10 protein-coding genes are annotated in these 12,787 nt (G+C 69.8%); 6 read left to right on the forward strand and 4 right to left on the reverse strand.

Features of this window, described 5'->3' with window-relative positions; translation table 11 throughout:
* Positions 1 to 47 precede the first annotated feature (47 nt).
* The 5 genes from AC3EO4_RS04795 (at position 48) to AC3EO4_RS04815 (ending at position 5,253) form a co-directional block, all read left to right on the forward strand.
* Positions 48 to 320 carry a WXG100 family type VII secretion target gene (locus AC3EO4_RS04795; RefSeq protein WP_358136615.1) on the forward strand — a complete coding sequence of 91 codons (273 nt, stop codon included), beginning with the start codon at positions 48 to 50 and terminating at the stop codon, positions 318 to 320.
* A 122-nt stretch (positions 321 to 442) separates the two neighbouring features.
* Positions 443 to 1,582, forward strand: a complete 1,140-nt coding sequence (mycP, locus tag AC3EO4_RS04800) for a type VII secretion-associated serine protease mycosin (protein WP_379570985.1) — start codon at positions 443 to 445, stop codon at positions 1,580 to 1,582.
* Positions 1,583 to 1,690: 108 nt separating this feature from the next.
* Positions 1,691 to 3,808, forward strand: coding sequence for a protein kinase domain-containing protein (locus AC3EO4_RS04805; protein WP_431893968.1), 2,118 nt, complete (start codon positions 1,691 to 1,693; stop codon positions 3,806 to 3,808).
* Positions 3,809 to 3,916: 108 nt separating this feature from the next.
* On the forward strand, positions 3,917 to 4,297 hold the full coding sequence (locus tag AC3EO4_RS04810) for a hypothetical protein (RefSeq protein ID WP_379570989.1): 381 nt from the start codon (positions 3,917 to 3,919) through the stop codon (positions 4,295 to 4,297).
* Complete coding sequence (locus tag AC3EO4_RS04815) at positions 4,294 to 5,253, forward strand: hypothetical protein (protein WP_379570991.1); 960 nt, start codon at positions 4,294 to 4,296, stop codon at positions 5,251 to 5,253. Before AC3EO4_RS04810 ends, AC3EO4_RS04815 begins: the two co-directional genes overlap by 4 nt.
* On the opposite strand, the gene AC3EO4_RS04820 is transcribed toward AC3EO4_RS04815, so the two are convergent.
* The 3 genes from AC3EO4_RS04820 to eccCa form a co-directional block, all read right to left on the reverse strand.
* Positions 5,250 to 6,389, reverse strand: coding sequence for a transglycosylase SLT domain-containing protein (locus AC3EO4_RS04820; RefSeq protein ID WP_379570993.1), 1,140 nt, complete (start codon positions 6,387 to 6,389; stop codon positions 5,250 to 5,252). The two genes, AC3EO4_RS04815 and AC3EO4_RS04820, sit on opposite strands and share 4 nt — an antisense overlap.
* On the reverse strand, positions 6,386 to 6,691 hold the full coding sequence (locus AC3EO4_RS04825; protein WP_379570995.1) for a hypothetical protein: 306 nt from the start codon (positions 6,689 to 6,691) through the stop codon (positions 6,386 to 6,388). The genes AC3EO4_RS04820 and AC3EO4_RS04825 overlap by 4 nt, the downstream gene beginning before the upstream one ends.
* A gap of 175 nt (positions 6,692 to 6,866) precedes the next feature.
* The gene (eccCa, locus tag AC3EO4_RS04830) at positions 6,867 to 10,838 is read right to left on the reverse strand and encodes a type VII secretion protein EccCa (protein WP_379570997.1); all 3,972 of its coding nucleotides are present in this window, start codon (positions 10,836 to 10,838) and stop codon (positions 6,867 to 6,869) included.
* 132 nt (positions 10,839 to 10,970) lie between these two features.
* On the opposite strand from eccCa, the gene eccD reads away from it, so the two are divergent.
* Complete coding sequence (gene eccD, locus AC3EO4_RS04835; RefSeq protein ID WP_431893971.1) at positions 10,971 to 12,332, forward strand: type VII secretion integral membrane protein EccD; 1,362 nt, start codon at positions 10,971 to 10,973, stop codon at positions 12,330 to 12,332.
* Positions 12,333 to 12,468: 136 nt separating this feature from the next.
* Here the strand turns inward: eccD and AC3EO4_RS04840 are convergent, their stop codons facing one another.
* Complete coding sequence (locus AC3EO4_RS04840; protein ID WP_379571517.1) at positions 12,469 to 12,783, reverse strand: YbaB/EbfC family nucleoid-associated protein; 315 nt, start codon at positions 12,781 to 12,783, stop codon at positions 12,469 to 12,471.
* Between the last annotated feature and the right edge of the window lie 4 nt (positions 12,784 to 12,787).

Below are 12,787 nucleotides of genomic sequence, written 5' to 3' on the forward strand. Positions count from 1 at the left end.
TGGCTGCCTATGGTGAGGGCGCCCGTCGGTCGACCCTGGAGGAGCGCATGACGCACAACTTGCTCGGTGGCAACCCTGCGGAGATGCAGCAGATGGCCACCCAGTTCACCCAGCAGGCCGAGGCGGTCCGCAGCACCATGGCGGCGCTCGACCGCGAGGCGGCCAAGGTCGGCACCGCGTGGACGGGGCCTGGAGCCGAGCGGTTCGGCGGGGCGTGGCAGAACTACCGGGCCGCCTTCCAGCGGATGTCGGAGGAACTGCAGGAGGCGGCTCGGGTGATCAACACCTACCGCGGCAACATCGAGTCGGCCACCCGCTGACCCGGCCCACGTCCACGGCCCGGGCCCGGATGGGCGCCGGGCCAGGGTGACGCCGGTGGGGCGGCCGTTGCGGGCGGGAACGGCTATAGCTCGGCAAAAGGGTCAAGCTAGGCTCTTGCTTCATGGTCGGAAGGGTCCTGCTCGCCGTCAGCCTGGCGATGACGCTCACGCTCGTGCCGGTCGCCGCCGAGGCCGCCCCCCTCAAGTGCGATTCCCCGCCCGAAGCAGGTCTGAGCGAGATCTCCCTGCCCTGGGCGCAGGCCCGCCTCGACGCGAAAAGGGTGTGGCCGCTCACCCGAGGAGAAGGCGTCACCGTCGCGGTGATCGACAGCGGCGTCGACTCGAAGCACCCGCTGATCCCGCTCCGCAAGGAGATCGACTTCACCTCCACGGGCAACGGCGACTGCATGGGACACGGCACCGCGGTGGCGGGCATCATCGCGGGCAGATACCGGACCGACTTCCCCTTCTACGGCGTCGCCCCCGCCGTCAGGCTCGTGTCGCTGAAGCAGACGAACAAGAAGCAGGGTGACGTCGCCCTCCTTGTGAAGGCCATCAACGCGGCGGCCGACATGAACGTCGATGTGATCAACATCTCCACCCAGACCACGGACCAGCCCGATCTGAGGGCGGCCGTCAGCTACGCCCTGTCCAAGGACATCGTGATCGTCGCGGCCGCGGGCAACTCCGACCCCAGGGACAAGGAGAAGATGGAGTACCCCGCCGCCTACGAGGGTGTCCTCTCGGTGGGTTCGGTGGGACCGGGAGGCCAGCGGTCGGAGTTCTCCAACACCAAGTCCAACGTCGCCGTCATGGCGCCTGGCCAGGGCATCATCAGCACGTGGCCAGGCGGGCTGTTCATGGACGAGATGGAAGGGACGAGCTTCGCCGCGCCGTACGTGGCGGGGGTGGCCGCGCTGGTGCGCTCCCGCTTCCCCAGGCTCAACCAGGAACAGGTACGGCGACGCATCGAGGTGACCGCCGACGGCGCGCTCGGCAACGGCACCGGAGCGGGCGTCGTCAACCCGTTGCTCGCGGTGACCTCCGTGCTGCCGACCGAGCAGGTGGAACTGGCCCCTCCGCTGCCGCCGCCGCTGGCGGAGAGCGCCATCGCCAAGACGCCGCCCGTCGACTGGCGGACGATCACCGTCGCGGTGATCGTGGCGGTGTCGGCGCTGGCCCTGGCGGGCGTGGTTCTGACCACGCGACTGGTCGCGCCGTTGGGAAAGCGCAGGGGATGGCGGCCAGGGCGCCCTCATTGATTACGACTTGACGGTTAACTGTCAGATTACATCCCGAAACTCTCGTTACGCGTGGGGCAGATTTGGTTCAATGTGCTCCGATCATGATTTGTCATGGAAAGGTGGGTCATGGACGCCTTGTCGCCAGGAGACCCTGAGCGCTTCGGGGACCACGCCATCGTCGGACGCCTTGGCGTGGGCCCGCGCGGCGTGGTCTACCTGGGGCGCGACTCCGATGATGGAGAACTGCGCGCCATCAAACCGCTGACGGATGAGTCCGCGGATGACAGCGAGACCCTGGACCGGCTGCGCAGCGTCAAGCGCGTCTCCAGCTCCTATGTGGCCCGCGTGTTCGACGTGGGCGTCGAGGACGGCACGCCGTACGTCGTGCGCGAGCACGTCGAGGGCCGCAGCCTCGCCGAGACCGTCGAGGCCGACGGTCCGCTCACCGACGACGCGCTGGAACGCGTCGCCGTCGGTGTGCTCACCGCGCTCACCTCCGCGCATCTGGCGGGGGTGACCCACAGGGGCCTCACCCCGCACAACGTGATCCTCGGCGCGGACGGCCCGAGGGTGACCGACGCGGCGATCGGCGAGCCGGCAGGCGAGCTCGGCTACCGCTCGCCCGAACAGCTGAAGGAACTGCGGTACGGCCCGCCCTCCGACGTCTTCTCCTGGGCGGCGACCGTGGTGTACGCCGCCACCGGGCGCGCTCCCTTCGAGCACGAGACGCAGGCCGTACTCGATGAGAAGCCCGACGTCGGCCCGTTGCCCCAGCCGTTGCGCAGGGTCGTGGTGGCGGCGCTGTCGAAGGAGGTCGCGAAGCGGCCGACCACCTACACCGCGCTGCTGCAGCTCCTCGGCGACAAGAACGCCGACAAGCTGGTCGCCGGCGCGCCCGCGGTGATCGTGCCCGACCCCTCGCCGCCGCTGGAGGGCACGCTCAGGCTGCCGATGTACCGGACGCCCGAGCCTGATCCCGTCGAGACGGCGCCCGTGCCGGCCGTGCCCCAGGCCTGGGGTCCGCCGCCGGTCGAGGCGCCGGAGGAGCCGCCGCACGGCCCGCACCCGGTCGTCTCGGTTCCGGCGCAGGCGCCGCCGCCCGCCCGCAGGCCGTTCCCCGTGGGTCTGGTCGCGGCGATGGCCGCGGTCGTGACGATCTCCGCGGTCGGGCTGTGGGGCGCCAACCAGTACGCGGGCACCACGACGCTGAACACGGTCGCGGCCGAGGGCAGGCAGTCCGCCGACGGCGTGCCCAGCCCCAAGGGTGAGGCCTCGGCCACCGACACGGGCAACGGGATCGCGCAGCCGCAGCCCCAGCCGCTGGGTACGCAGCAGGGCCAGGCCAAGGTGGCGGTGCCGTGGGCCAAGACGCCGGGGCCCGAGTCGACCGACGTCATGCCGTTCGAGCTGCCGACCGACGACCCGAACAGCCCGCTGCCCGAGCCCGAGCTGACCTCGGTCACCTCGCCTACGCCTGTGCCCGTGCCGACCCAGAACATCGCGGTGCCGCCCACGACGGTCGCGCCCGTGCCCTCGCAGCAGCCCACCGTCACGGTGACGGCCGAGCCCACGCACAAGCCGGATCCGAAGCCCAGCAAGACGAAGGAGGGCGAGCCCGAGGCCCCGCCGCAGGAGAAGCACACGCAGCGGCCGACGCCGACGCGGACCGAGGAGGAGCGGCCGACGCAGGAGCCGGAGGCCACTCCCACGCCGACCCGCACGCAGGAGCAGCCGAGCATCGCGCCCTCGACGAGCAGGCCGCCGGAGCCCAAGCCGACCGAGACCAAGACGGTCGACCCCACGCCGACCAAGCCGGCGGACCCCAAGCCTTCGCCGACCCCGACGCAGAGCAAGCCGACCCCTCCGGCCGAGCCGAAGCCGTCGCCGACCCCGACGAAGACCACCGAGCCGCCCGCCGAGAAGACCAACCCCTACACGCCGGGCCAGGCCTGTGGCGGCGGGTTCTACGTCCAGCGGCAGGCGTCCTTCTCCGGAGGCACGACCTACCAGCTGTACAACACCAGCACCGGTTACAACTGCGTGGTCACGATGAAGACCGCCAACATCGGCCAGCTGACCCATGTGGGCGCGACCCTCGAGGTCCAGGGCAAGGCGCCCGTGACCGACAGCGGCGACTACAAGTACTACGCGGTCATCAAGGCGTATGGAAAGGGCAGCTGCGTCAGGTTCTCCGGCAGCACGAGCCAGGGCAACACGAGCTCTGGGTTCGACAACTGCGGATGAACAGCCCGATACGCGGAAGTAACCACATATAGATATATGTGAAATGAAATGGGCGGATCATGGCCGAAAGGCATGATCCGCCCGATTCATTTTCCGCGGGAGACGTTTGTGAGCGAGCAGCCATCCCTGGACCTCGACTTATCCCACCTCCACACTGTCGCCGCCGCGGCCTTCCGTGACATCGGCGACGACCTCCGTACGGCCCTGGCGCAGGCCGTCAGAGAGCTGGAGGAGCTCGGCCACTTCCCGACCGAGGAGGAGTCGGACAGGAAGTTCGTCGAGTGGTACGCGCCCAAACGGGTGGAGATGATCGATCTGCTCGGGCAGTTCGCGCAGGTCTACGATGACCTCGGCCAGAAGCTGTCCATCATGCGGGACAACGTGGCGGTGGCCGACTGGGCCAGTGCGGACGATCTGACGATCAAGGACATTCCCGTCTACAAGCGGCCGGATGCCGACGACCTCGCGCCGAAGGGTCTGTTGCCATGATCGCCGCCGCCTTCCCCGTCAACCGCCTGATGATGACGTTCATGGCCGGTTCCGCCGGCACCCTGGTGGGGCTCCGGGTGTGGGCGGGAGTGGTCGCCCCCGAAGCCTCGCCGGAGAAGCTGCGCAGCGCGGCGCAAACCTTCACCAGGCTCGCCGACGTGATCGACGGCGGCGACGAGCCGAAGAACGGGCTCGCCTACCGGGCCGACCAGACCTACTCCTCGGTGGTCAAGAACAACGCGGGCGCGGGGATCGACTCGTTCTCCGCCGTCTACAACGACAACATCAGGCCGCTGCCCGCCGCGTTCGTGGCCGACCTGCGGGTCGTCGCCGTCGTGTGCACGGCCTACGCCAAGCTCGTGGACGACGTGCGCCGCCGTTTCGCCGAGGTCGAGAACGAGCTGCTGCAGCTGGTGTGGATGGTCATGTTCCAGCCGATGACCACATGGCTGTACGCCGTGGCCACCGTCAGGATCGTCAAGCTGATCAGGACCGCCCGGCTGCTCAAGGCCCTCTTCGGGACCAACGCCGCCAAGATCTTCAGCGCGGGGTTCCCCAAGTACGCGCTGACCACGCTGGTCTACGCGACGGTGGACGGCATCGCGTACGCGAGCGGCTCGCTCGGCATCAAGGCCATGGTGAACGCCGCCCACGGCCAGCCGATCGGCTCGGCGAAGGAGAACGGCGCCGAGTTCCTACGGATCTGGACCGGCAACACCGGCTACGTCCTGGGTTACGACGCCGCCAAGTTCCCGCTTCGGAACCTGCCGACCAGCCGGGCGACCGAGCTGTTCGCCAGGCTCGCGGGCTCGGGCTTCGGCTACACGCCCGCCTACAACCTGTCCGACGGTGTGGACGGCCCGGTCGCCACCACGCCGGAGGAGTGGATGGGCAAGCTCGAGGGACACGGCCTGCGCGCGCTGATCTTCCCGCCGGGGTGGCTGCCCGGCCGCTAGTACGGCCGGTAGCCGCCGCCGCGTTCCAGGGAGGCGATGCCGGGGTGGTGGCCGAGGTCACCGTAACGTTTGTAGGTGTAGAGCACGCCGGCGATGATGTTGTCGACGGGCTCGAGGATCTGCTTGTGCCCCGGCAGGCTGTGGGTGTTGAAGGTGGGCGGGATCGTCTGCATGAGACCCTGCGACGGCACGCCGTTCCTGGCGTTGATGTCCCAGTTGTTGATCGCGCTCGGGTTGCCGCCCGACTCGTGATGGATGATCGTCCAGATCCGCTCGATGTCCTTGGGATCGTCGGGGTCGAGGTCGCTCACGTCGATGCCGCGGGAGCGCATGATCCCGGCCATCTCGGGCGACCTGATGATCCTCAGCGCTTCCTTGATCCACTCGACCACCTGCGCGCGGGGCGCGGGCACGTCACCCGCTGAGGAGACGCCGCCTCCGCCGTATCCGCCCCCTCCACCGCCTGCTCCCGCGCCTCCCGCGCCGCTCGGATTCGTCCCCGCCAGGTCGGTGGTCCTGCTGAGATCGGTCGGCAGCCACTGCATCTTGGTGCGGTCGTCATCGGGGACGAAGTCGCGCAGGAGGGGGTCGTTGATGCTCTTGAACGTGACCGTCCGCAACTTCAGCGCGTCGGCGATGGCCGTCTTGGCGTCACTGAGGGCGGTGTTCGCCTTGCCTGCCCAGCTTTCGGCGTCCGAGACGGCCTTGTCGCCCATCTCCTTCAGGCCCTTGTCGACTCCGTCAGGGTCGTCGGGGTTCAGCTTGTTCCAGTCGATCCGGTACTGGTTCGCCCGCGTGATGAGGTCCTCTCGGATCCACCTGACCTTGCCCTCGGCGGTTTCCAGGTCCTTGGCAAGCGTGTCCGCCGCGTTCGCGCATCCCGCCAGCGCGTCGTGGAGGCCGTCGCCCGCCTTGCCGTAGCCCTGCATGTAGCTCTGGAAGTCGTTGGCCGAGTCGCCGTGCCAGGTCCTGCCGACCTCGATGACGGCCTTGCCCAGCTTGCCCGTCTCGTCCAGTACCTCGCCGGCGATCGCCCTCCACTGCTTGGCCATCGTCCGGATGGCCGCGGGATCGCAGGTCACCTTGGCGACCAGCGCGTCGAGCCTGTCGACGCCCGGCGTCGCGTTCTCGGTCATGGCCTGTCCGCCGCGCGGATGTTCGTCTCCACCTTGTCGAGCGCGCGCTCGACGCCTCCGAGCTTGTTCCTGGCCTCCTCGAGATCGTCCTTGACGACCTCGGTCCAGATCTTGTCGATGTCGGCCGCCAGGCTGTGGGAGTTGTCGAGCTTGCCGAACGCGGTGGAGTCGGTCAGCTTGCCCGGCAGGGCCGGCAGCTTGTCGGCGGCCATCATGTCGCCGGGCACGAGCGCCTTGCTCGCGTTCTTCGCCGCCCTCCCGCACTCGTTCAGTGCTTGGAAATGGACATCGAGACCAGCCACCGGTCGCGCCTCCCGGAGATGCTCAAAAAGGACAAGATCGAGCATAGCGGCCAGCTGGTGACGTCGACATGAGCTCGGAGAAGCCGCCGCCCGAGCCCGTCCCCGTCGAGCGCCTGGTCGAGGAGCCGGCCAGGCGCTCGGCGGGGACAGCGGCGCACGCCCCGCCCGATCGCGATCACGGCAGGTAGGCGGTCTGCGACAGCCGCGCTCCCGACCTCCTGTCGACGAAGTAGCCGCGGCCGACCGGCAGGGGCTGCGGGCGGATGTTGCCGAAGACGTAACCTTCGTCCTTGTTGCCCGACATGACCAGCGCGGGACTGGCCATGTCCTTGAGCTTGGTGATGATCGGATCGAACATCGCCCTGCCGATGCCGCCCATCTGCCGCGACATGATCAGGTGCAGGCCGATGTCGCGAGCCTGCGGGAGCAGGTCGGCCAAGGGCTGCAGCGGGTTGTTCGAGGTGGCGACCAGGTCGTAGTCGTCGACCACGATGTAGAGGTCCGACCCCTGCCACCAGCTGCGCGAACGCAGCTGCTCGGGCGTCAGGTCGGCGGGAGGCAGGCGCTTCAGCAGCGCCTGCCTGGCGTCGTTGATCAGGTCGGCGGCGGCGGTGCTCGACGCCGCGTAGCCGATCCTGTGCTCGGTGGCCGCCGAGTCGAGCAGCGACCTTCGGTAGTCGATCACGATCATCATCGCCTCGCGCGGCGTCTGCCTGGCCACCACGCTCTCGGCGATGAGCCGCAGCAGGTTCGACTTGCCGCTCTCCGTGTCGCCGACGACGATGAAGTGCGGGTCGGCCTCCAGGTCGAGAAGCACGGGCGAGAGCGTGGCCTCGTCGATGCCGATCGGGATGACCTTCCGCCCGGTCTCGTCGGGGCCGGGAAGCAGCTCGGCGGGCAGCACGGAGGGCAGCAGCCGTACTCCGGGCGCCGGAGGGCCCTGCCAGGCGTCCCTGACGGTCTGCACCAGCGCGCGCAGGCCCACGGAGACGTCCTCGGCGTTCTGCACGCCGTCGATCCTGGGCAGCGCGGATAGGAAGTGCATGCCCTCCTTGGTGAGCCCGCGTCCTGGGGTCCCCTCGGGCACGGCCAGCGCCGACTTGCGGTTGATCTCCGACTCGTAGGCGTCACCCAGCTTGAGCTCGATCCTGGTGCCGAACAGGTCGCGGATGCCTGGCCTGAACTCCGACCACTTGTTGGTGGCCGCCACGATGTGGATGCCGTAGCCGAGGCCGCGCCCGGCCAGGTCGGTGATCGTCGGCTCCAGCGAGTCGAACTCCTGCCGGATGGTCAGCCAGCCGTCCACGACGAGGAACACGTCGCCCCAGCCGTCGCCCTCGATCTCGCCGTCGGCCATCATCCTGCGGTAGGAGGCGATCGAGTCGACGCCGAGCTCGCCGAACATGCGCTCGCGCTGCTGGAGCAGGGAGGCGATCTCGGCGACCGTACGGCGGACCCTGTCGGTGTCAAGGCGGCTGGCCACGCCGCCGACGTGCGGGAGCCCGTCGAGGCCCGCGAGCGCGCCGCCACCGAAGTCGAGGCAGTAGAACTGCACCTCGCGCGGCGTATGGGTGAGCGCCATGCTGGTGATCATCGCGCGGAGCACCGTGCTCTTGCCGCTCTGCGTGCCGCCGGCCACGCCGACGTGTCCCGACGCGCCCGACAGGTCCAGCCAGAACGGGTCGCGCCGCTGCTCGAAGGGTTTGTCGATGATGCCGATGACGGCGTGGAGCCTGCCGCGTCCCGCCCAGCCGGTCGTCGTCAGGCCGAGCTCGGGAGTGACCGACAGCGGCGGCAGGAGCTGCGCCAGCGTCGGCGGCTGGCCGAGCGGCGGCAGCCAGATGCGGTGGGCGGCGGGGCCGCGGTCGCGCAGCCGGTCCACCATGATGTCGAGCAGGCTGGTCTGCGACGTCTTGTCCTCGGTCGGCTCCAGCTCCTTCGCCGGCTTCTCCACCACGGGGATGGGCGCGAAGGCGGGGCCGTACTCCACGACCTCGCGGACGGGGCCGCCGGCCGAGGAGGCGGCGGCCTGGTAGGGGTCGGCCTGGTAGGGGCCGGAGACGTAGGCGGCCTTGAAGCGCGTCATGCCGGTGGTGTCGAACTTGAGATAGCCGTTGCCGGGAGCGGAAGGCAGCTCGTAGGCGTCGGCGACGCCCAGCACGACCCGGCTCTCCATGGCGGAGAAGGTGCGCAGGCCGATCCGGTAGGACAGGTGGGTGTCCAGGCCGCGCAGCCGTCCCTCCTCCAGCCGCTGAGAGGCCAGCAGCAGGTGGACGCCGAGCGAACGGCCCAGCCTTCCGATCATCACGAACAGGTCGATGAACTCGGGCTTGGCCGACAGCAGCTCGCTGAACTCGTCGAGGACGACGAAGAGCGTCGGCATCGGCGCCAGCTCCGCGCCCTGCTCCCGCGCCCGCTCGTAGTCGCGCAGCGAGGCGTAGTTGCCCGCCGAGCGCAGCAGCTCCTGCCGCCGGACCATCTCGCCGTGCAGCGCGTCGTGCATGCGGTCGACGAGCGGGAGCTCGTCCTCGAGGTTGGTGATGACCGCGGAGACGTGGGAGAGCGACTCGAGACCGAGGAAGGTCGCGCCACCCTTGAAGTCGACCAGGACGAAGTTGAGGATCTCCGAGGAGTGCGTGACGGCCAGGCCGAGCACCAGCGTGCGCAGCAGCTCGCTCTTGCCGGAACCCGTGGCGCCGATGACCAGGCCGTGCGGGCCCATGCCGCCCTGCGCCGACTCCTTGATGTCGAGCTCGACCATGCGGCCGTCGGCGCCGAGGCCGATCGGCACGCGCAGCCTGTTGCGGCCCGCGCGGGGCCGCCACGTCTGCGCGGTGTCCAGACTGGAAGGGTCGCCGACGCCGAGCAGGTCGGTGAGCGTGGTGTTGATCGAGAGCACGTCCTGCGCCTCGCCGCCCGAGGCGCCCGACGACAGCCTGAGGGGCGCCAGCTGCCTGGCCAGGCCCTCGCTCATCAGATAGTCGAGCGAGTCGGGCTCGCCGAGGCGGGTGTTCGTCGCCTTGCCTGCGTGGTCCAGCTTGATCATGTGGAAGGCGTCGCGCTGGATGTCCAGCCGCAGCATCGCCTTCTCCTCCACCATCCCCGCGGTGTCCGAGAGGTCGATCACGGTCACGCCCTGGATGGCGTCCATGCCGAGCTGGGAGTCGTGCGGGACGTACCCGCCGTCCACGATCACCACGTGGTACGGCAGCGCGTCCGCGGGCGCGCCCGGCTTGAACCTGGCCCGCTCCTTCAGCTCGCCGCCGACCAGCCGGTCGAGCTCGCTGAGGTTCTCGGCCATCAGGCGCACCTGGCCCGCCAGGTCGGTCTGCTCGGGGTGCAGCGCGTGGGGGAGCCACTTGACCCAGTCCCACTGCGGCATGGACTCCTTGCCCGCGCAGATCAGGATCCGGAGGTCGTCGGGCGAGTGGAAGACGACCATCTGGGAGATCATCGCCCTGACCAGGTCGCGGACCGCCTGGCGGTCGCCCGACAGCTTGATGCGGGCGAACGAGCCGAGAGCCACCGAGACGGGCAGTTCGGAGACCGTCGCGTGCGCCCTGACGAACCTGCGCAGCGCGCCGGCGGTCAGCGCGTCGAGGTCCTCGACGGGCTTGGAGTCCGGCGGGATGAGCTGGATGGCGAGCTTCTGCACGCCGGTGCCGAGCCGTACGGTGCCGAAGTCGGGGTCCCTGGGCCTGCGTTCCCACAGGCGCGGGCCCATCGCGATCCACCAGAGCGAGTCAGGGGCGGGGCCGCTCCACTCCAGGGCCTCGCGCTGCTGCTTGGCCGCCCTGCGGGCCTTCCTGCGCACCTGCGACAGGTAGCGGAAGTAGTCGCGGCGCAGCCCGTTGAGCCGGTGCTTGCGCTCGCCGGACTGCCTGCCCATCTGGCCGATGGTCATGCCCATCATGGAGAAGGCGAACAGGCCGCTGGCGACGTACATGAGCGGGTTGGAATTGCCTCCCGACGTGAACATCAGTCCCATCGCCGCGCCGCCGGCGACCATCGGCAGATAGGTCAGGATCATCATGAAGCCCTGACCCTGGACTTCGGGGATTTCCGGCGGCGATTCGAGCAGAACCTCGCCACGCGGTGGCTTGGGGCTGGCGCGGCGTTCGGGCCGTCGCACAATCACGATGCTCACACAGCAATTTCTTACCATCAATGCGGGTCGTTCCGCTTGCCCGATATGTTTCATTCTGTGAAGTCGCTTGCTCATGGACCATCCCCTCAAGGCCCGATGCAGCAGGGCGCTCTCGCGCAGATCCCCGCTCCCATGCCGGCCTTGTGCCACGTCACAATCGTGGGACCGCGCAAGAGAGCCGATCTGGCGCTGCCCGCGGACATTCCGCTGCCGCACGTCCTGCCCGGTCTGCTCCGCGCGATGGACGAGGTGGGCGGAGAGTCCGCGTCGGCCTCGGGCTGGATGCTGCAACGCCTCGGCGGCGCCCCGCTCGACATCGGTCACAGCCTCGGCGCGCTCGGCGTGCTCGACGGCGAGGTGCTCTACCTGCGGCCGCGCGAGGCGGTGCTGCCGCCCGCGCTGTACGACGACGTGGCCGACCTGGTGGCGGGCGGCATCAAGGAGGGCTCGGGCAAGTGGACGCCCGACCACACCCGCACCGCGGGCACCGCCGCCGCGTGCGGACTGCTCACCATGGGCGCGTTCGCGCTGTTCCTGGCAGGGCCGCCGTGGACGATCAGGGCGATCGTGGCGGGCGTGCTGGCGCTGCTGCTGCTGGTGACGGGCGCGGTCATGTCGAGGGCCATCGGCGACTCCTCGGTGGGCGCGCCGATCGGGTGGGCCGCGCTGCCGTACGGGTTCCTGGCGGGCCTGCTCGCGCCAGGAGGCGCGGGCTTCGCCGCGCCCAACCTGCTCGCCGCCTTCGCCTGTACGGCGCTCGTGGCGGCCTTCGGCGGCACGCTGACCTCCGACGGCCTGCCGGGATTCCTCGGTACGGCCATCGCCTCGGTGACCGGGGCGGCGGGAGCGGCGGTCGTCATGATCTGGGGCACCTCGCCGGCGGGCGTGGCGGCGGTCGCGGTCACCGTGCTGCTGGCCTTCACCCCGCTGTTCCCGACCCTGGCCTTCAGGCTGGCCAAGCTGCCGCTGCCCTCCATGCCGACGAGCGCGGAAGAGCTGCGCACCGACAACCAGCGGCTCGACGCCGCGCAGGTCAAGGAGCGCACCGTCAAGGCCCAGTCCTACGTGACGAGCCTGATCGCCGGCGTGAGCCTGGTGGCGGCGGGCGCGCTCTTCCTCCTGGTCATGGAGGGCGGCTGGGCCGCCAGGATCATGGTCGTGGTCCTCGCGCTGACCCTGGTCATGCGCGCCAGGGTCTTCCACGGGCTCGGCCAGCGGATCTGGCTGCTCGTGGTCGGCCTGGGCGGGCTGGCGGCCCTGGGGCTGTCTCTGAGCGCCGGAATGGGCGACATCGCGGCCGTCGCCGTCGGCGTGGGCCTGCTGTGGGTGGCGCTGATCGCGGCCGGCCTCGGGATGTGGCTGCCCACGGGCAAGCCCTCGCCGTTCTGGGGCCGCGCGGGTGACATCGTGGACCTCATGCTGATCGCGGCGCTGTTCCCGCTCGCGCTCGGCGTCCTCGACGTCTACTCCTGGGTGCGCGGCCTCTCAGGCTGACCTGGTCACCAGTCGTCGTTCCTGCTCAGCCGGTCGATCGTGTGGCCGCGGTCGACCGGCAGCCACTTCCGGATGCCGGTATCGGGAAGTCGCGGCGCCGGTGGCGCCGGTCCCGGTGATCGTCCACGGCAGGGCGTCAGGAACGGCGCTCGATGGATCGCTGGGCCGCCCGCAGATCCTCCATCAGCTCGTCCTTGGACGCGGCAGCGGCATCCTCAGCGGCGACGACGGCGGTCAGGATCGCGTCGGCGAGTTCCACAGCGTCCAGCCTTCTTCTGCTCACCGGGCTGATGTCCAGGCTGAGCAGGCTGCCGAGCGCGTCGGTGGTCGCCACGATGCGGCCCTCGTCCGCGCTGGCGGTGAACTCGCCGGCACTCCACCGGTCCACCATGTCGTCGGCGCGGTCCGCCAGCGTCACCAGGTCGTCGAGCCTCGCCTGGGCCGCTTCCATCTCC

Source organism: Nonomuraea sp. bgisy101 (assembly GCF_057708945.1).

Coding starts and splice junctions, on each gene's coding strand:
- AC3EO4_RS04795 (WP_358136615.1), top strand. CDS start 48: ATGACGCACAACTTGCTCGGTGGCAACCCTGCGGAGATGCAGCAGATG.
- mycP (WP_379570985.1), top strand. CDS start 443: ATGGTCGGAAGGGTCCTGCTCGCCGTCAGCCTGGCGATGACGCTCACG.
- AC3EO4_RS04805 (WP_431893968.1), top strand. CDS start 1,691: ATGGACGCCTTGTCGCCAGGAGACCCTGAGCGCTTCGGGGACCACGCC.
- AC3EO4_RS04815 (WP_379570991.1), top strand. CDS start 4,294: ATGATCGCCGCCGCCTTCCCCGTCAACCGCCTGATGATGACGTTCATG.
- AC3EO4_RS04820 (WP_379570993.1), bottom strand. CDS start 6,389: ATGACCGAGAACGCGACGCCGGGCGTCGACAGGCTCGACGCGCTGGTC.
- eccD (WP_431893971.1), top strand. CDS start 10,971: ATGCCGGCCTTGTGCCACGTCACAATCGTGGGACCGCGCAAGAGAGCC.
- AC3EO4_RS04840 (WP_379571517.1), bottom strand. CDS start 12,783: ATGGAAGCGGCCCAGGCGAGGCTCGACGACCTGGTGACGCTGGCGGAC.